At 38.5% G+C, this 17,258-nt stretch carries 22 protein-coding genes; 5 read left to right on the top strand and 17 right to left on the bottom strand.

All coding sequences use genetic code 11. The annotated features are described in order from the left end of the window. Positions 1 to 2 precede the first annotated feature (2 nt). Genes ACH0BF_RS00285 through ACH0BF_RS00275 form a run of 3 tightly spaced genes read right to left on the bottom strand, consistent with a single transcriptional unit; the run spans position 3 to position 2,100 of the window. Complete coding sequence (locus tag ACH0BF_RS00285; protein ID WP_406908571.1) at positions 3 to 164, bottom strand: hypothetical protein; 162 nt, start codon at positions 162 to 164, stop codon at positions 3 to 5. Between the two features lie 13 nt (positions 165 to 177). Next, positions 178 to 1,107 (bottom strand): phage major capsid protein, P2 family, encoded by a 930-nt coding sequence (locus tag ACH0BF_RS00280; protein WP_120031794.1) that lies wholly within the window; start codon positions 1,105 to 1,107, stop codon positions 178 to 180. Between the two features lie 18 nt (positions 1,108 to 1,125). Next, positions 1,126 to 2,100 (bottom strand): XkdF-like putative serine protease domain-containing protein, encoded by a 975-nt coding sequence (locus tag ACH0BF_RS00275; protein WP_406908570.1) that lies wholly within the window; start codon positions 2,098 to 2,100, stop codon positions 1,126 to 1,128. A 147-nt stretch (positions 2,101 to 2,247) separates the two neighbouring features. On the opposite strand from ACH0BF_RS00275, the gene ACH0BF_RS00270 reads away from it, so the two are divergent. Beyond that, a complete protein-coding gene (locus ACH0BF_RS00270; protein ID WP_406908569.1) occupies positions 2,248 to 2,949 on the top strand; it encodes an SH3 domain-containing protein in 702 nt (233 codons plus the stop codon). Between the two features lie 63 nt (positions 2,950 to 3,012). On the opposite strand, the gene ACH0BF_RS00265 is transcribed toward ACH0BF_RS00270, so the two are convergent. The 4 genes from ACH0BF_RS00265 to ACH0BF_RS00250 are packed head-to-tail and all read right to left on the bottom strand — an operon-like array spanning position 3,013 to position 7,594. Next, positions 3,013 to 3,918 carry a phage minor head protein gene (locus ACH0BF_RS00265; protein ID WP_406908568.1) on the bottom strand — a complete coding sequence of 302 codons (906 nt, stop codon included), beginning with the start codon at positions 3,916 to 3,918 and terminating at the stop codon, positions 3,013 to 3,015. After that, complete coding sequence (locus ACH0BF_RS00260; protein WP_406908567.1) at positions 3,915 to 5,459, bottom strand: phage portal protein; 1,545 nt, start codon at positions 5,457 to 5,459, stop codon at positions 3,915 to 3,917. Before ACH0BF_RS00260 ends, ACH0BF_RS00265 begins: the two co-directional genes overlap by 4 nt. A gap of 3 nt (positions 5,460 to 5,462) precedes the next feature. Continuing rightward, positions 5,463 to 6,755: a PBSX family phage terminase large subunit gene (locus tag ACH0BF_RS00255; RefSeq protein ID WP_406908783.1), complete on the bottom strand. Its 1,293-nt coding sequence runs from the start codon at positions 6,753 to 6,755 to the stop codon at positions 5,463 to 5,465. Next, positions 6,755 to 7,594 (bottom strand): terminase small subunit, encoded by an 840-nt coding sequence (locus ACH0BF_RS00250; RefSeq protein WP_406908566.1) that lies wholly within the window; start codon positions 7,592 to 7,594, stop codon positions 6,755 to 6,757. Before ACH0BF_RS00250 ends, ACH0BF_RS00255 begins: the two co-directional genes overlap by 1 nt. A gap of 467 nt (positions 7,595 to 8,061) precedes the next feature. Between ACH0BF_RS00250 and ACH0BF_RS00245 the strand changes: the two genes are divergently transcribed. Further along, complete coding sequence (locus tag ACH0BF_RS00245; RefSeq protein WP_406908565.1) at positions 8,062 to 8,781, top strand: hypothetical protein; 720 nt, start codon at positions 8,062 to 8,064, stop codon at positions 8,779 to 8,781. A 423-nt stretch (positions 8,782 to 9,204) separates the two neighbouring features. On the opposite strand, the gene ACH0BF_RS00240 is transcribed toward ACH0BF_RS00245, so the two are convergent. From ACH0BF_RS00240 to ACH0BF_RS00225, 4 genes are all read right to left on the bottom strand, one after another. After that, the gene (locus ACH0BF_RS00240; RefSeq protein ID WP_406908564.1) at positions 9,205 to 9,663 is read right to left on the bottom strand and encodes a DNA-binding response regulator; all 459 of its coding nucleotides are present in this window, start codon (positions 9,661 to 9,663) and stop codon (positions 9,205 to 9,207) included. Between the two features lie 125 nt (positions 9,664 to 9,788). After that, positions 9,789 to 10,934 carry a helix-turn-helix domain-containing protein gene (locus ACH0BF_RS00235; RefSeq protein ID WP_406908563.1) on the bottom strand — a complete coding sequence of 382 codons (1,146 nt, stop codon included), beginning with the start codon at positions 10,932 to 10,934 and terminating at the stop codon, positions 9,789 to 9,791. A gap of 25 nt (positions 10,935 to 10,959) precedes the next feature. Next, positions 10,960 to 11,754 (bottom strand): DUF5986 family protein, encoded by a 795-nt coding sequence (locus tag ACH0BF_RS00230; protein WP_406908562.1) that lies wholly within the window; start codon positions 11,752 to 11,754, stop codon positions 10,960 to 10,962. Between the two features lie 99 nt (positions 11,755 to 11,853). Next, complete coding sequence (locus tag ACH0BF_RS00225) at positions 11,854 to 12,051, bottom strand: XtrA/YqaO family protein (RefSeq protein ID WP_406908782.1); 198 nt, start codon at positions 12,049 to 12,051, stop codon at positions 11,854 to 11,856. Between the two features lie 203 nt (positions 12,052 to 12,254). Here ACH0BF_RS00225 and ACH0BF_RS00220 point away from each other — a divergent pair, with 203 nt between their 5' ends. Continuing rightward, complete coding sequence (locus ACH0BF_RS00220; protein ID WP_406908561.1) at positions 12,255 to 12,422, top strand: aspartyl-phosphate phosphatase Spo0E family protein; 168 nt, start codon at positions 12,255 to 12,257, stop codon at positions 12,420 to 12,422. A 446-nt stretch (positions 12,423 to 12,868) separates the two neighbouring features. Here the strand turns inward: ACH0BF_RS00220 and ACH0BF_RS00215 are convergent, their stop codons facing one another. Beyond that, positions 12,869 to 13,051, bottom strand: a complete 183-nt coding sequence (locus ACH0BF_RS00215; protein ID WP_406908559.1) for a hypothetical protein — start codon at positions 13,049 to 13,051, stop codon at positions 12,869 to 12,871. Between the two features lie 133 nt (positions 13,052 to 13,184). Between ACH0BF_RS00215 and ACH0BF_RS00210 the strand changes: the two genes are divergently transcribed. After that, on the top strand, positions 13,185 to 13,331 hold the full coding sequence (locus tag ACH0BF_RS00210) for a YjcZ family sporulation protein (protein WP_406908558.1): 147 nt from the start codon (positions 13,185 to 13,187) through the stop codon (positions 13,329 to 13,331). A gap of 103 nt (positions 13,332 to 13,434) precedes the next feature. Here the strand turns inward: ACH0BF_RS00210 and ACH0BF_RS00205 are convergent, their stop codons facing one another. Further along, the gene (locus ACH0BF_RS00205) at positions 13,435 to 13,590 is read right to left on the bottom strand and encodes a hypothetical protein (protein WP_406908557.1); all 156 of its coding nucleotides are present in this window, start codon (positions 13,588 to 13,590) and stop codon (positions 13,435 to 13,437) included. A gap of 281 nt (positions 13,591 to 13,871) precedes the next feature. Here ACH0BF_RS00205 and ACH0BF_RS00200 point away from each other — a divergent pair, with 281 nt between their 5' ends. Then, positions 13,872 to 14,561 carry a hypothetical protein gene (locus tag ACH0BF_RS00200; RefSeq protein WP_120031818.1) on the top strand — a complete coding sequence of 230 codons (690 nt, stop codon included), beginning with the start codon at positions 13,872 to 13,874 and terminating at the stop codon, positions 14,559 to 14,561. 290 nt (positions 14,562 to 14,851) lie between these two features. Here ACH0BF_RS00200 and ACH0BF_RS00195 read toward each other — a convergent pair whose 3' ends face one another. The 4 genes from ACH0BF_RS00195 to ACH0BF_RS00180 are packed head-to-tail and all read right to left on the bottom strand — an operon-like array spanning position 14,852 to position 17,208. After that, positions 14,852 to 15,241 carry a DUF1064 domain-containing protein gene (locus ACH0BF_RS00195; RefSeq protein WP_406908781.1) on the bottom strand — a complete coding sequence of 130 codons (390 nt, stop codon included), beginning with the start codon at positions 15,239 to 15,241 and terminating at the stop codon, positions 14,852 to 14,854. Between the two features lie 50 nt (positions 15,242 to 15,291). Then, complete coding sequence (locus ACH0BF_RS00190) at positions 15,292 to 15,480, bottom strand: hypothetical protein (protein ID WP_406908556.1); 189 nt, start codon at positions 15,478 to 15,480, stop codon at positions 15,292 to 15,294. Further along, positions 15,477 to 16,298, bottom strand: a complete 822-nt coding sequence (locus tag ACH0BF_RS00185) for an ATP-binding protein (protein WP_406908555.1) — start codon at positions 16,296 to 16,298, stop codon at positions 15,477 to 15,479. The genes ACH0BF_RS00190 and ACH0BF_RS00185 overlap by 4 nt, the downstream gene beginning before the upstream one ends. After that, the gene (locus tag ACH0BF_RS00180) at positions 16,267 to 17,208 is read right to left on the bottom strand and encodes a replication protein (RefSeq protein ID WP_406908554.1); all 942 of its coding nucleotides are present in this window, start codon (positions 17,206 to 17,208) and stop codon (positions 16,267 to 16,269) included. Before ACH0BF_RS00180 ends, ACH0BF_RS00185 begins: the two co-directional genes overlap by 32 nt. Between the last annotated feature and the right edge of the window lie 50 nt (positions 17,209 to 17,258).

Below are 17,258 nucleotides of genomic sequence, written 5' to 3'. Positions count from 1 at the left end.
TATCACTCCTTTTCTTTTTCTTCTTCATTGACGATTTTAAAGTACCCTGTTTTTACCGCTTCTTCGGCTTCTTTCTTTGTTTTCACTTCAACAAAAGGATTACGTGCGTCAGCACTCACAACTCCACTGTACGATAAGGCGTTGATCAACTTTAATTTAGTCATGTAAAAACACTCCCTACGCCAAACCTTTTACTAGAACAGCGGCATCTTTCTCTTCGATAATCGGATCAAAATCCAGGTGAACTACATAGAAGCGCTTATCTTGCATAATGGCTTCTTTGCCCTCAACTGTTTTACGGATTTTCACGTCGTACGTATTCACGACAATTAAGTTTTTCGGATTGATCAGCACCATTCTATCTTTAGGCATACGTGGGACAGTCACGAAAGGAATACTAGCCGGTGCATTCATAATGGACTCTGAAAGACCGCCACCATTTTTAATATTTTCGTTTAATAAATAATGCTCCCACTTTTGTTTTAAAGAGGGAGCCACTAACCAGCGTAATGAGCCATCGTTATATTTATCTGGTAATTGCGATAGGGCATCATAGAATACATTAAGAGAAATGGCTCCTGCATCTTTTGCAGAACGATCTTCTACATGTGAACCGGTAGTCAGTTGCTTTAGCCAACCGTCATTGATTTTCAAAAAGTCATAGTCAGGATCTGTATCAAGAGTCGCTTCATCGCCATTTAAATATAGATCTTCTAGATCGATCCCTAGTTGAGTCGTCATAAGTTTTGTTACGATGTCCTCAAAGCTTTGGCCCTCAATATTTTCACGTAGAGACTCTTCTGTAATTTCCCATGGCAACCGCACGGCTGTTGTTGAGTATTCGATCTTATCGAACTTTGGTTTTTGGCGGTACCCATCGTCTGTATCTTCCGTTTTCTTACGTAGAATACGAGAATCAATACCGATCTTATCGATTTCACCAGCTTTTGCACGCCGCATTTCTTTGCGGATTAATCCACCAAGGGCTGTCGCTTCAAAGGTCTGCTGAATAAATTGTTTGGATTGTTCAGGGTTTAAAAGACCTGAAGTAATCGAACCCGTTGTAATTGCCCCGTCTTTCAAAATCTGATTATTAGTGATAGTCATAGACTCTACTCCCTTCAATTAAAGAATTCCGCTTAAATAATGTTTTTGAATCTCTTGGTTTTGTGGCTCTTCTTGCGTTTGCTTAGAAACACTGCGGGCTTTCTCTACTGCTTCTAAACGTTGATTTAGCGGCTCTAATGCTTTTGCAATGGTCTCCTCTAATTGCTTGCTAACATCATCTTGAGCCTGTTCTAATTGCTGCTCATTCTTTTCAATAGAGTCCAAACGTTTAACAAGTGGTTCCAGTGCCGCTTGTACAGCCTTTTCAATATCTTCTTTTTTCACCACTTCTTCCTCCTCTTCAACTTCTGATTTCAGCTCATTCAAAGCTTCAAATGCCGCATTGATTTTATCCATACGAGCGGCTGAAATTTTCTTTCCGGCCTTTTCAATGCTTCCCAAATCCTTCTCTGAAGCTTTTTGACTCTCTTCTTTGCCAGAGAAGAAGTTTTTAATCAAATTAAAAAAGCCTTTCACTTCATCGTTTTCATACGACTTAGTAACAGGCTTTTCATTTTGCTTTTCAATTGTCTCAGCAGTACCAGCCATTGAATAACCAGTAATAGCTCCCTTCTTAATTTCTTCCCAAATTTCATCAGATGCTTTTGTAACAAGCACCCAAGAGCCCTTTTTAATTGTCTCTTCACCAATCGTAAAGTCGGCCGGCGCAATATAAGATTCAACTACTTCACCGACTCCTGCATTGAAGTCATGCTGCTTATCAATGTTTCGAGCATCTCTCATAAAGCCATGAGCCGCTTTTTCAATTTCTGGAGCAGTCATATAATCCCCATGTGAATCTTCCACATCTGGCTCATAGACAACTCCATATACTAGCTGTTGCTCTTCCTCTTCTTTGTTGATGAATAGCTTCACTTCTTTTTGAAAGTCCGGCTGGTTGTCTGACTTGGTGAAGAAAAACTGCTTCCGGTTGGCCCCTTTGTCCACATAAGAAACGTGTGTGATGTTAGCGTTAATTAATTCTCGCGGCAATACTGTTCACCTCCTTTCAATAGAGTTAATATATAAGATTGCACTTCTCTTTTTCATTTTTAGTTCTTCTGATGTTCCGATAAAATATTTACAATTTTGAGAATAAATGTTACTATTTACCTAATTGATGTAAAGGGGGTTAGACAGTTGAATAAACAAAAACTTATCAAAAACTTAATAGCCTTTATTTTAATTTTATCAGTGGTACTGCAATTTAATGTAACTCCTTCCAGTGCAGCAACAAGTAAGACCGGCTGGGTAAGTATTAATAGCGGTACTCTTACCGTTAGAAGCGGTCCAGGTACAAGTTACAAAAAAATCGGCTCATTAAAAAACAATGTTTCAGTAACGGTATATTCACAGTCTAAAAATGGTTGGTCTCAAATTGGCTACAATAAGAAAAAAGGCTACGTTTCCTCTCAGCACCTTAGAATGTATAGCTTTCTACAAGACAAAACGAAAATATATACCTATAAATCAGAGGGTCAATATTATAAAACCCAATACATAGGTAAGCATTACGGATGGGACAAATGGAGCAGTGAAGACGGTGGTTATATTATTAAGGAAGATAGCAAAGGCCTATACGATGGATGGCCTAATTCTGAATATTTCACTACTCTCGTTTATCCTTTAAAAGTCGGAAAACAATGGACAAATTGGGGAATAAACCATAAGATAACATCTATAAATGGAACTTTAACTACGCCAGCCGGAACTTTCAAAAATGTAGTTACAGTAAAATCAAGTGACGGTTATACAACTTACTATGCCCCAAGTGTTGGCTTTCTGAAATCAGTTTCTAATGGTGTAACGATGAGTGAATTAACTAGCTTGAAAAAGAAATAAACTCCAACTAAATTAATAATTTATTAGAATGGCTTGAATATTAATTAGAGCCATTCTTTTTTATTAATTATTTAATTCCTCGAGAACCTGTCTTCTGATTTCCTCCTTTTCTTCTCTACTCAACCCAAGAATAGATTCATTAACCACAGGAGAAAGCACACAATGGCAATTCACTCGTTCACTGGCCGGCAAAGACGGGTCTCTTGGATAATCTGCTGCATGCCCATTTACATTAAACTTTTCATCAACAGGAATCTCTTTACCATCTAGCTCCTGATGTTCTTTGCGCGGTTTATTTTTCTTCGATCCGGAATGGCGCCAACGCTTTTTCTCTACTGCTGGGCTTTGACGATAGGCTTCAACTTGAGCTACAGATGATGCCGTTAAGACCTCTGTTATGGCGGTTGTTCTAGCACGCTCCCTGTCAAACTCTGGCAAGTCCTTTATGGCCAGCTCTGCATCTTGAATGGAGCCACCTTCCTCAATAACTTTCTTCAATTCCCTTTCGAGTGCTTCGTGGGTGTTTAACTTCATTAATTTGCCGAGCTCCTTGGACCACTCCTCAATCCAAGTAATACTTCGATTGGATAATGTTTTAAAAGGTACATCTTTATCTATGGAATCCATTAGCTCAGCGGCCAAACCGGCTATTGTTAACTGAAGAAAAGTGGACGTCTCTTCTTCCATTTCCTCCGCAAATTCATCCTCTGCAAATAGGTTGCTTGTCAAATAGATTAACAAGGCCTGCAAAGTGATATCTTTCCCTATGTAGGATTTAACACCACCTAAATAATATTTCCTCTGTTTTCTTAAAAGTTTAGCTATCTTTTTCTCATAATCTTCAACATAGTTGGGTATACTTTCTAAACCGGGGAAGTCAGGAATAACATCTGTCAGCTTCTCATCGTCTTCCCCGGCTTTAGCAATATATTCATTTAGGTTTATTAGTAATTTATCCACTTTCCTCATGATCGAACTTCCTCTAATACATCTCGTAAGTCTTTTAAAATATTAATCAACTCCGTTTGTCTGGGTGCCATATTTGACTTCGTTAACATGGATAGCGGATTGTTTTGTTGCTGCTGCAGAGTATTTAAAACCACTGGAAACGGCATATTATATTCATCAGGAAGCGTTTCAAGTTCTTTTCCGAGTAATTGTCCTAATAAATCTCTTAAATCATTAGGAACAGCTGCTCCCGCATTAATAAACGGTGTTAACGCATTAGCTGTTTCAAGTGGATCACCAAAATTCGGCCCCTTTAAAGATAGCCTGACATTGAAAATATTCAAATCTGGTAGGAACAGCGTATTAAGCTTACCTACAATATTATTTCTCTCAGGTTGGAAGACTTGCTCTTCTGTTACTTTTCGAGCCGTATCTGCGGTGGCTTTATTATAGTCTTGAGATTCACCCGTATATAATGGTGGCAGCCGGAAAGCAGATCGGATTTTATCGCGGCTTTTTTGATCGTATTCCAAGAAGAGGGCGTCCTGCTGAAGAATTTCAGCAAGTGGTTTAATCTCTACCTTCACTGGAGTAATCTTCTCATCCCCTACTGACAAGCCTTCCTGTTCTATTCCCTCTGCCTCTAGCAACAAGAATTTATGAGCATTCTCTACACCTTCGATACCATTCATATACTCTTGGATAGCTGTGTAAGAGTCTTCCGACAACATGCCGTTTTCCACTGTAATAACGGCTGGTACATGACGTCCCTGCTTAAAATACAGATAGTTGAGCTCTTCCGCTTTCCGGGCACCGTATAAATGGACAATGTGGCCAATCCAGCGAGGAACGCCATATGTACCGCTGCCAATTTTAAAATGAATAATCTCTGTTGCGCGTAAGTTTTCCGGCGTATTTTCATCAAACTTCCCATTGGTCAGATTCATGATTCGCGGATCTCCGTATTCTTTGAAATACACTTTCTTTCCGTTAATCATCTGGACAAACTTCCGGAATGTACGCCACCGCTTAATCTGTTTCCTCTCACCATTCTCTGTAATGAAATACTCTACTTCCTCTGGAACAGTTCTGGCGCCAATTCTCATGTATTGACCATCTACATATTCAATACCGGCCGGCTGATTTAATGAGTCTCGCAAAACCTCAATATATCCGTTTCCCATCTTTTCGCGATCTTCAAGCGCATATTCTAAAATGGTTTCAGCTTCCTCATCATAGTTTAGATAACGAATAAACTCTTCAAGCCGAACCCATTCTTCTTCAGCCGCTTTCTTCTTCTCTGCAGAAAGAGTGTCATCATTCACATCAAATACATATTCAGGTTGAAAGCCAAATCCAACAATGTTTGTTTTATAAGCATCTATGCATTGTTGAATAATCGTTGAGTACTCACCGATTGCTTTTAACTCTTTCAAATTGTAAGGCGGTTGAACAATGTCATCTCCATAGGAAAACTGAAAGGGATCGTCGTATATCTGTTTGCTATTAACAGAAAGCCCCTCTGTCTTAAACACACGCACATTTAATTTCTGCTGGCTCATTGTTTACCTCCTTTCGCGCTTTGGCCGTTTTCTCTCTTTTTTCTTTTCCTTTAGATCGGCTACCTCATATCCATCTAACCCGTACCAAGCGGCTGAAAATGAATGACTATCGATATTGAATTCATCCGGTATGATGTGGCCGTTCCGGTCTACCTTGTACACAAGGTTTTTCCATTCACGGATTGTGTTTGGACATTCATCGGAACAAATAATTTTGCGGAATCGTTTCATCTTCTTGGTGTTTTGTAAGCGAGAACCCGGAAACTTATGAGCACCAACCATGTTAAAGCCTTGTTTGCGGAAATATCGAATGGTTTTCGGTTCTGCGCTATCAGCAATAATCCGCTCACCACTTTCCCTAAGTTCCTTTAAATCTTCCGCTGTCTCATCATCCGTTTGATTGTTTTTGTAATACTCCCAGTAGATGTACAGATACAACTTTTCTGTATCAACCGCCATACGTAAAGCAGCGTTGAAGGAATCCACAAATCCAAAGTCCATTCCAGTGCGGAAGAGTGGCTTTTCAATGTTGTTTATTGCTTCTATAACCGTACTGTGAGGAGCTTCTTCGAACTGTGGCAGCACCCGCTTTCCGTTCACGCCAAAATGACCTTTCCGAGCAACTCGGTAAAGGTCTGGATCGTACTCCTTTAATTCTTCTAACTGTTCGATATAGCTTTCAGGCAGAAACAAATTGTCATCAGCCGTTGAGTGATGATAGTATGTGTCATTCGTGATAATAGTTTTCTGTTTGTACAACTCCTGGTCATCAAGTATAAAGCGGTTGTTTTGTTCGTCTTTGAAAAAGTGGAGATAAGTCCAGTTATCCTCTCCCACTGGATTGGTAGAGAGAATCATATGCAGTTTCAAGGTTGGATGTCTCAAGCGGCCAAGTAACTCTTTAAACCCAGCATATTTGACCTCTGAGCATTCCTCTACCCATATAAGCGAAACATTGTTGATTGACTTTAATTTCGCTGGCTTATCCATTCCTTTGAAGATAATCTTGCTACCGTTTGGAAAGCGAATTTGCATGGGAGAGCTAACACATTTGATCTTATGATCCAGCCCTAGATCAGTAACGATCTCTTCCACTAATGAAAAAGTAGAATCTCTATGTGTGTCGTACACCTCCCGGACAACAAGAGCGGTCCGCTTTTCTTCAAGCAGCTTAAGGATAATTTTTAAAGCAACATGATAGCTTTTCGATGAACCATAGCCACCAACAAGAAACTGAAACTTTGTTGACCAATCAAAAAGAAAATCTTCAAAGTGAGGGTTTACTTCTTTTTCGATCATGAATCCTCACTCTTTCGCTTGATGAGAATTTCAATTGGGCCGTCATCACCATTGGATAGTTTATCAACCTCAGCTTTTGTCTTTTTAATGTCCATTCTAAGCTTCTCCTTTTGCAGCCTTTTCTTATCACTGTCGGATAAGAGATCGAAATACTTAGATAACATTTCTAATGCCTTCATCTTATCCGCAAGTTTAACCGATATGCCGTCTTTGCCCTGTTTCACTTCGGTTATGATCGTACCGTCAACAGCAGTTGATTCTTTTAAGTCCACATAATTAATCTTTGTTGTTATCTCTTGTCCTTCTTCATCGTAATCCACTACTATTTCCTTTCTTCCGAATGTTGCATAGTCAGTAATATCAGCAAAGGCTATCTTGATGTATTTGTTCAGTACATCCATTGCATCAATAAACACACCTTGTGCCATATCCGCTTTAATGGCATTAATTTTTTCGGCGATCTTAACATTCTTTAACAAGCGGCTTCCCTGTACATGAGCTGTATCTGGCGAGTAGCCCGCTTTGATTGCTGACTGAGTAGCATTAAATGACTTCACATAGTAAATACAAAAAAGCTGTTGTTTATCAGTTAATTCATCCGACTCTACAACAGGCTCAAATGTTAATTCTTCTATTCTCTTTTCGGTTGCATCCTTCTTATTTGGGGTTGCAACCTTTTTCAGTTTGGTTGCATACTTTTTAGGCGATCCTCTCGACCAACCTTCCCGGCTCTTTCTGCTTTTTAATGTTCCAAGCTTTATATCATGCTTTTCAGCTAATGCTTTCAATGTAATATCAGTGGATTCATACTCTTGTCTTACCTCTTCCCAATTCATCTACATGGCACCTACCTCCCGCCAACGATACCTGAATCCCTGAAACCCTTTTATCTTCTTTGATTCCTCTTGCAAGTCATTAAGGAACAGCTGGCATTGTTCGCTCCACTGTCTACCCATTATTCACAATAAGAAGAGGAGTTTTTTCAATTCTAATGGTTTTCATGGAGGAATCGATTCTGTTGTGCTTAATAAAATATACCCGATCACCAACTTGAAGATTTTTCGGTACCCTGTTTAATGTCCAGAATTATTAACTTACAGACATCTATAATACATTTCGTTTTACAGAAACTCAAAAATACATAACAAATGAGTCAAGACCTCAAACTGTTAAAGATCATCATAAAATTAAATATTTCACTCAATTGAGGTTAATGCCTGAGCTATATATTTTTTAATTAATAAACTGATTAATATATAGCTATATACAAAAGAAACTAAAAATTAGAAAAGGTGTGATAAGTATGTCGTCTAGTCATAATGACAAAAAGCAGCATGAATCTTTAAAGGGCCTTAAACAGAGGGGCTACTGTAAGACTTGTGGATCTTATAATTCAACTTGCAAGTGCCAATTCAAAGTTCTTGAACCCCAAATGAAACCATTAACCAGTGACTGTACTATAATTGATTCAATTATATGCTCAAAAGAGGTACAAAAAGTAGCAGAACTCACAGTTCCATTGAGCTTGTTTGGTATATTCCAAAGTACTCCCGTCCCTGTAGGAACACGTTTTTCTTTAAGTGTTAATCCAAACGTAGCTGAAATTACTCACAATGTTGTAGCTATTAAGGATAAAGTGGTTAACATAGGGACTATTCCAGCAAATCTTGGATTAACAGCTAATACGGACGCTAGTATTCCTATTCCTAACGTTACATTCCCTATACCATTCCAAGAACATACAGATTGTCCAGGAGCTTGTCCTGGAGATTTGGTACAGGAAAGTCCTTTTGTAATAGAGGGAGTATTCGTACAATCAGGAGCACCCGTTCCGTTCATAGCAGGTGATGTGCTTGATAATGTTGCTATTTCGCTCGATACAAGCGGTTTTTTAATCAAAATTATCCTGCGTACTACAATTACTGTTATTCGACCTATTATTGTAGATAAAAATGGTAATATCTGCGATGTAAATCCAAATCGTTGCAATAACGAAACTCCTCCAACTTTTAATTTTGACTAAGGTAAATTAAAAGTTGGCTGTTTTATAGACTAAACACCATTTCGGTATAATAAAGATAAATTCCTTATGAAATTTAACTCACAGGTGCTTAGGAAGATCTCTAGCACCTTTTATACTGTCAGAAAAAGACCACACCTTCAAGAAAATTTGCCAGCCCCTCGACGACCTAACTATCATTCATGACTATAGAGAGCACCAGACATTACCTTTCTACGGAAACCCTCGGCTTAAAAGCTCCACAAATTCTAACAATATGGCATACAAAGAATTATTTCTATCCCCACTTTGGGAATAATTTTCCTTTCTTTTATTTATATACCCCCCTCTATCTACATAGTTCGATAGAAGGGAATATTTACCTACAACATTCATTCGACAAATAACGTTAGTAAGCCTCTTACTGCTCCGTTCCTGCCTCCCATTCTAACAAGCCGAATGGTGCTCTTGCAAAATCGTATCCTTTGGAACGTCTGGAACATTCGGAACGTATTCCGCAAGCTGCTCTATAATTTTCTCCCTCAACCGTCTGATATGGGAATGAGAGAGTCCCATATGCATCGCAATCCACCGATAGCTCTTTCCCTCTAGAAGCCAATGTAGCACCTCAATTTCTCGCTCATCCTCAATAGCATGTAACCGCTGCTGAAGGAGCTGAATCTTTCTCTCGTATTCATGAACCTTCTTCCATCGTTTCTCTCGTCTAAGATACTCCTGATAAACAGGATCAGAAGTTCTTCCCTTTGCTTTCGGCATATCACTGTCAGGTCCATATTGACGAACCACACGCTCACCAGCATCGTTTAATGACTCACGTAGTATTCTTATCGAATTCATCATCCAGTGATAATCCTTTAAAATGCTCTCTATCTCTTTTTCGTTCATCGCCTTCAAGCTCCTCCCTTGTCTCGTATCAATTAAAATTGCGATTAAATTTATAAAATAAAAAAGGACACCAAACGAAAAAGCAGTTATAGACTGCTCTATCGTTTGGTGTCCTCAGGATTTCCTTAATTGGACAACTTGAAATTGTTTGGTTTTGAGAGTGACACAAGATTTTCTTCTCTATAATTGGAATAAGAGAGTACATCGGAATCTAAATCTAAGATTTTTTCAAGATCTGATTTAGTATATCCTAACTCATTCACGAGTTGTGGCCCCGAAATAACATCATTATAAATCACTAATTCTAACGCTTTGTTTATAGCTTGTGGCTTTTTCATTAAGAAAATATTATCTAGTGGCTCTTTTTGACGCCATCCTCTAGAAGAAATCTTTCTATTAAGGTTTTGATATTGGTTATAATTAATGACACCTAAATTATAAGCACGGACGACCATCATAGAAATTGATACCTTCCATTTCTTCTTCAACTCAACATAATAGTCCAAATCAATTGGAAAATGTAAATCAGCTAAAAATGATTCTTTAGGCAAAAGAAATGCAGCTGCAAATTGATTTGCCTCTTTTTCCATCGTTGAGAATTCTTCTGGGCTTAACTCGTCCACAATTAAGTTTTCCTTATGAAGACAAATATGACCTAACTCATGTGCTGCATTAAATTGTCTCCTTGCAAAAGAATTTTTATCGTTTGTTAAAACCATGATAAAACGATCATTGTCATTTAGAATTTGGTGTTGACAATAAGCGTCAACTTTTAGTTGTTCACTTTTAAAGCTAGCTACAATAATTCCATTTTGTTCAAGAGTATAAATTATATTCTTTATTGGGTCGATACTTAACTTCCAATACTCTCGTAACTCATAAGCAGCTACTTCCGGATCACTACTTAAATTTCTTGGAATATTCAACGGTGGAAAATCAACAAACTTCGCAAGATAATCATATACCTCGGAGACAAGCATGGAATGTATTTCTTGAATTTTTAATACCTTTTTTGATGCAGTAGTATTTGCTCTAAAAAAAGTATTTTCAATTTTACTATTAAAATCTTCCTTGTAAAAAAAATCTTTAGGAAATTTTAAGGTAGACATAATTTTAAACATGGTATCCATACTTGGTCTTGACTTCCCATTTTCATATTGTGAGATCATTTGTTTTGTGACACTTACTTTTTCAGCAAGTTCTGTTATTGTCATCCCTCTATATAATCTAGCATTTTTGAGTCGAGAAGGATTAAAAGCATTGGCTGCCACCTATTTTACCTCCTTTTTTGGAGCATTAATCCGTCTCTTCTGAGTTTTTCTTTTCCTTTTTTTTCTCAATTGAAGGCTTATCTTTATCCTCGAGTTGCTTTTTAATTTCAGGCTTTAAATCTATACCTATAATTTGTTCTTCTTCAATTTCTTTCTCATTAGATGGTTGTTCCTCAAAAGAGAATACCGGCTTATGCTCTGACCAATTCTCAATTTCGTTCAGTGGTGTTAAGTGTAAACTTGAAGGAGAAAATGCTTGAACTGTTGAGATAGTATTCGTGCTTTTATCCATTTCATAAACCACAAGCACAAAAGATTCGGGATTCAAATTTCGTAAGTATTTTTTTGCTTCCTCTTTGGCATGCTCTCTTTTTAAAACAAGGGATTCATTTAAATGTTCTGCTTCTAATGGTATTAATCCCCAATCAGTTTGCTCGTTATTCTCTATCGGATTAACTTGAGCATAAATAAACAAGTAATGGGCTGGCTTATCTGGATCAGTTGCTTCCTTGCTAACAACTTTATATCTATCCATATGGATAACTGAGTATAACTTCTGAGTAACTAAATCAAAAACAATAATATGTCCTCCAGATCCACGCTTGTTCGGATAAACGATAAAACGATCGTTATCTCGTAACTGATCCGTTATTCTGTCATGAATACAATCCTTTATAAAAGGATTATCTGCCATATTAGTAGATTTTCTTTCAAATGAATTTTTGAATTTCACATAGTCTACTTCATAAGCTTTGGTGATACTCCCCATGAAAACATTCTTCAAATAATCCTCAGAATAAGCACTCCCATTATTTAACACTAAACCACCTCTTTAAATATATTGGTAAGTTTATTTTACAAAAAAACACAAAAAAGTAAAGTGATTTAGTATAGTTAACCAAAAAAGTAAAACGATATATCAAAAAAGTACGCTTTCCTCAAATTTTATTCTCTTAGCCTCTCCTTTCACTGTTTCAACAATAGTATTACCATGGTGAACAGCTTCTACATATTTAGCTTTCCCTTGGTTCCCGTCTAAAATTAAGACTAAAACTTTTCCCTGTTTAATTTTTTGTGTCACAGATAGATCATTTATATTAATTTCGACTTCTTTCATTCTCACAAAAACCCCTCCCGATCTGTTAAAATAAAGGTACCTACACTATTCCAAAGGCCGGGAGTTTTCCTGGCTTTTTCCTCTGCTCGATTAAATAAGGTAAATTTTTGAAACGTTTTGTCGAATTCCTTTTTCCTTACTTTTTTAGTTGTATAATGTACAAGCTTGTAGTTTTTTATATACATTATTAGGAGAGATGAAAAGTGATTACGCAAGAAACGCCTGAAGAATTAATCACTAGGATTAATTCTGTACGTAGTTTAATGATTTCAACTGGCATGAGTAAAGGTCTCAATGATTATGAAACCTTAAAATACAGCGAAGAACTGGACAAGCTTATTAATAAATATCAATTAACAGCCTTGTCCTGAACCTATAAAATTACAGCCATTAAAAAGTGTTTAAATTAGAGATATTGTTTAGTGAGTCACCTGTCCGTTCCCCCAGAACATATACAGGTTAATAAGTATGCCAGGAGCTTTCCTGGCTTTTTTGTATTTTTCTTGTATTGTTGGGCATACCTCCTGTATTCAAAGTTCTTCCACCATCACTTTCACACAGCACGAATTACACCTTGACTGGCCAGGAGAACTCCTGGCTTTTTGCACCTTTCTTGTGACTTCGAATAAACTATTTTATATTCAAGGGTACTCCGCCCTCACTTAATTAGATACGGTCGTTGATAAGCCAGGCAAACGCCAGGCTTTTTTGTATATTTTCGTCCAAGTTGGAAATACTGTTTAAAGTAGTGGTCATCTGTAACCCTCCTCAGAATCCATACAGACTAGTTAATGGCCAGGAGCTTTCCCTGGCTTTTTTATTTTCTTCTTTCCAACTCTTGCTGAACTAAACTCAAAATATATTTCTGATGATCCACGTACTCTTCAACTGGATCACCACCAGCTACATGAGAGCCAATACGCCTTTCTACATCTTCCACCAGGAGAAGCAGCCCCTCAGTCCGAAGACTCTTAATCTGTGCTTCTATTAAAATACTCATTTCGTTCCCTCCGATGCTTTCTTAACTAAACTCTCATTGTTTATTTTTTTCGTTATACTTACATGTTTGTCCCTTTCAAAGAGACCAAGCTTTGCATAACATATACTATCCCATTAACAAGGAGGTATTGTTTATGTCATGCTATTACGGCGGCGGATACGGCGGTGGATACAGCGGCGGATACAGCGGCGGTGGATATGGCAGCAGTTTTGTCTTGATTGTTGTTCTATTCATCCTGTTGATTATTGTTGGTGCAACTTTCATGAGCGGTAGCTACTAATCTTTTTAATATGTAGGTACCAAGCCTAATACAATACAAAAACCAATTCCTTCACTTACTATCGAAGCGTCAAACGACGCTTCTTTTTTCTATCCATTTGTGCCTACTGCGATTCACTAGCCAAAACCGCCCATCCTATTGCCTTAACAGCACTGGCAGCCATGAGCGACCAATCTTGCAATAGTCCAGCTGCTAAGACAAGATAGAGGGCGCCCGCTATGTTTGCGATTGCCCATTTATGAAAAAAGCTGAACATCATTCTCCCTCCGGTTCAACAGCTTCCATAAGGTACCTGCATTGCGGACACGCCTTCATTGGAACGATGCCCACCAGCATTTCTGACTCCTCACAACGGGCGGCTTCCTTGCATATTTGATAATCCTCTGCCATCCAACATTCAATCGCAACGCCATTGCTATGAAGTTCTCTAGATTTCAGTCTTAGAATGTTTTGAGCATTAGAGGCGTTGGTCCAAACTTTAAGTAAAACAAGTTAATACAATATATAAAGTACTTTTCATGTAAAAAAGGAGGTGCTTGTGTGAGTAAGAAAACTCAAAATACTGATCATTCCTCTCAAAATCAAAAATACTGTCCAAAAGATTCCTTCATAATAGATAGCGTAATATGCTCGAAAGAAGTACAAAAAATAGCTGGGGTGGAATTTTTCCAAACTCTTCCGACTTCTGAATTTGAAGGGAATTTAAATATAGAAGTGGTAGTGCATGAAGAGCGTATTTCCCAAAATATCGTTGTAATCAGAGATAAGATCGTAAACATTGGAGTTGTCCCCACAACTATAACTATTAGTGACACAGCCGGCTCCCTTGATATCCAAGAAGGGATACCATTTCAAGAAGAAACAGAGTGTCCGGGAGTCTGTCCGGGGGATGTGGTAACCGAGGCCCCTCTTCAGGTAGAAGCGGCTATTGCCCAGATTATCCAATACAACAACGCCGACCCGGGATTTCGGAACTTTAGATTTATCATCAAAATTATTTTACGAACGACCATTACAGCTACCCGCCCAGTTATTAAATCTAAAGATGGCTGCTTTATTGACGTAAATAGAGATCGCTGTGAAATTCCGTTTCCTTCGACTATCCAACCTCCTGTACTGTTTGGAGGTGCAACATCATTGCTTTCAAGCTTTTCGGCTAAGAATACAATTTTACCGATGAGAAATGAAACATTAAAAAATTCGCCTCCCCCAGAAAAGCACACAAATTAAATTGAAACAATTATTAAATCCAAAGATGGTTGCTTGACTGATATTAATCCATCTCGTTGTGAGGCGCCAATACCTTTAACCCTTGGCCTTCCTGTACCACCTACAAATGGATAATAATTACGCTATCTAATAGACTTTTAATACTTGAACATACTAACCGGCAAAATTATTCTTTATGAAGAGATTAGCGATAGATAAGTCCTATTTGGATTTATCTCTTTTTTGCTCGTTTCTATTGCTCATTTTGTATCTATTACGACTCTTAGACACGTTTGTTCTTCTTCCTGTTATCACTGTATATCCTTAACACGCTTTCTCCTCCTCATCTTCTGTTTCTTCCTCACATAATCCTGATACTCTTCCGTCGGCAAAAACCCCTCATGATCCGGACTATATGCAAGCAAGCTCAATATATGAGGATATTTAAACTCAAACAGCTTCCGCTTAATCTTAAAAGCTTCTGTTTCCACTCCTTTGATATCTATCACTTCGATGCTTCCGTCCTTCTTATGCACTTCAAAATCGGCCACATACTCAATTTTCCGGTGCATTACACCGTTCTTCGTAAAAGCTTCTTGAAGTAAGTACCTTGGCTGTGTCCGGAAGAAAAGAATTTGATCATTCGCCTGCAGCCGTTTCAGATGCGCATAATATCTCGCTTCGGCTTTGCTATCGAACATGATGCCATCCACCACCACTTTCTTAGAGCCGTATTTTGACCTCGCTTTCCTCAACTTGCATCCTTCCCAACAAGTTCACCTTGCCGAATAGCTTCATGCAACCTCTTTTTAAAATCTGCATGTTTTTTCTCCCAAACTTCTTCCGGCATTGAACCGCATTTTGGACAAGCTTGCTTCATCCACCCAAATCCAATGTCATTTGTGACTACATAAGTACCATTACATAAATTGCATGTCATCGTTTTAACCTCCAATCTATTCCTTCTGTCTCTAATAGGTATTCTCCGCATTCTCCAATTAGTCGACTCGCCGCTGCATATCCAATCTTGTCAGCCAGCGTCCCTCTGTCCTCATTGCTGTTAAAAACAATCGGCTTTTGCTTGCGGTATCGTTCGTTAATGATCGTGTAGTACATCCGTTCACGCGCCTCTGTCCAGCTCACTTTCCCGATGTCATCCCAAATGAGCACATCTGCCGATAAAGCACCACTTAAGAGGCGGTGATAGGTTTCTCCCTCATCATCCATCTTCTTCGCTTGCATTAGCTCTTCCATGAACGACACATCCGAGACAACGAGTACATTAAATCCCTCTTTGATCAACTGCTTGGATAAAGCTATCTGCAAATGTGTTTTGCCAATCCCGAAATTGTTATGTTGCTGCTTTAACACCGCTCTTTCTGAAGAGGGCATTTCTTTCAGCCGCTGTTCTCCAAAAACAGCAATCAGTCCAAAGTTATGAGCCGGAATGATTTTCTTTTTCTCATCACCTTGCTTGATGATCTTAAACAAGGACCGGTATTTCTTTGTTAGCTCCAGCATGTCCTTCTGAACCGGTGATGAGGTTTCATAGTTTTCAAAGTTCGCTTGGGTAAACTCCTCTGGGATCATGGACTGTTTAAAGCGTCTTCTCCAGGCTTTTCTCTCGCGACATTCACAAGGCTTAGCAAACTCATATATCAGGCCGTTAGTGGCCGCTTCTTGGTAATAAACGAGCTCTGTGTCCTTGCAAATGGCACACTCGTATTCATCCACCCCACGCTCTTCTTGCTTCTTCAAGCTCTCGATAGGCCTGTTCCACCGATTTGCCTTTGCCTGTAGATCGGCCATAACTTCTGCGATACTGGTAAACTTTCTGGCCATTCTTATCAGCTTCCTTTTCTGCAAAATGTTTATCTAAGATCTTAGGCAAGCAGTACCCAAAGCTATTAATCTTGTCTCTTGAATGTTTCGGTTTAAAGTCAGCAAAACACTCTTCCAGCCAACTAAGCGCTTTTTCAATGTCGATGTCGTAAGAAAGCAACTCCTTGATATACTCACGATCCTTAGGATTAACATCAAAACCCCCAATGCCGGCAAGTTCCATGTAACGATCACGTATTTGCTGATAAGCGTTAGAAGAATTACCTGGTATTTGTCCCACACTCCCATTGGGCAGCTGAACGATTTCGGTTGTAGGCACCCCGCCAGTTGGTTCTTCGCACGCGTTATTAGCAGCAGCAATATATTTAATATTTTTTTTAATATTTCTTTTATGGGTGGCGGATTGCCCACTACCACTAGTGGTCATGACGCCACTACTACTAGTTGTTATTTCGCCACTAGTGGCAGATTGACTACTAGTTGGCAAAACGCCACTACTCTTATATCTTTTAATGGTCCATTCATCGTAATTTTTATTAAAGCGAACAACTTTGGTTTTTCTTGCTGATCCACTTTCGACTTCTTGAATGACATTGTTTTGAATGAGTGCTTTCAGCGTTTCATTTACTCGCTTTCGATCAAGGTAAGTAACTGATTCAATAAAAGAAAGAGAAAACTCACACTCTTTTCTATTCCAGCCATAGGTGTGCCGCCATAATGCCATGAGCAGCTTAAATTGATTCTGTGTAAATTGAAACTGTTGAATTGCATCTAGTAATTCATTAGCTATTTTTGTATAGCCATTCTCCAGTTGGACATCCGCCAATCTAACCCCTCCTTTCACATATAGCAAATCCATTCTTCACTCTTTTAATT

The organism is Pseudobacillus sp. 179-B 2D1 NHS (genome assembly GCF_045370945.1).
Classification (GTDB): domain Bacteria; phylum Bacillota; class Bacilli; order Bacillales; family Domibacillaceae; genus Pseudobacillus.
This window is presented reverse-complemented; position numbering and strand designations above follow the sequence as displayed.

Excerpts from the sequence above, each read along its gene's own strand:
- ACH0BF_RS00285 (WP_406908571.1), bottom strand. The coding sequence starts at position 164 with ATGACTAAATTAAAGTTGATCAACGCCTTATCGTACAGTGGAGTTGTG.
- ACH0BF_RS00280 (WP_120031794.1), bottom strand. The coding sequence starts at position 1,107 with ATGACTATCACTAATAATCAGATTTTGAAAGACGGGGCAATTACAACG.
- ACH0BF_RS00265 (WP_406908568.1), bottom strand. The coding sequence starts at position 3,918 with ATGAGGAAAGTGGATAAATTACTAATAAACCTAAATGAATATATTGCT.
- ACH0BF_RS00260 (WP_406908567.1), bottom strand. The coding sequence starts at position 5,459 with ATGAGCCAGCAGAAATTAAATGTGCGTGTGTTTAAGACAGAGGGGCTT.
- ACH0BF_RS00250 (WP_406908566.1), bottom strand. The coding sequence starts at position 7,594 with ATGAATTGGGAAGAGGTAAGACAAGAGTATGAATCCACTGATATTACA.
- ACH0BF_RS00245 (WP_406908565.1), top strand. The coding sequence starts at position 8,062 with ATGTCGTCTAGTCATAATGACAAAAAGCAGCATGAATCTTTAAAGGGC.
- ACH0BF_RS00240 (WP_406908564.1), bottom strand. The coding sequence starts at position 9,663 with ATGAACGAAAAAGAGATAGAGAGCATTTTAAAGGATTATCACTGGATG.
- ACH0BF_RS00225 (WP_406908782.1), bottom strand. The coding sequence starts at position 12,051 with ATGAAAGAAGTCGAAATTAATATAAATGATCTATCTGTGACACAAAAA.
- ACH0BF_RS00215 (WP_406908559.1), bottom strand. The coding sequence starts at position 13,051 with ATGAGTATTTTAATAGAAGCACAGATTAAGAGTCTTCGGACTGAGGGG.
- ACH0BF_RS00210 (WP_406908558.1), top strand. The coding sequence starts at position 13,185 with ATGTCATGCTATTACGGCGGCGGATACGGCGGTGGATACAGCGGCGGA.
- ACH0BF_RS00205 (WP_406908557.1), bottom strand. The coding sequence starts at position 13,590 with ATGATGTTCAGCTTTTTTCATAAATGGGCAATCGCAAACATAGCGGGC.
- ACH0BF_RS00195 (WP_406908781.1), bottom strand. The coding sequence starts at position 15,241 with ATGTTCGATAGCAAAGCCGAAGCGAGATATTATGCGCATCTGAAACGG.
- ACH0BF_RS00190 (WP_406908556.1), bottom strand. The coding sequence starts at position 15,480 with ATGACATGCAATTTATGTAATGGTACTTATGTAGTCACAAATGACATT.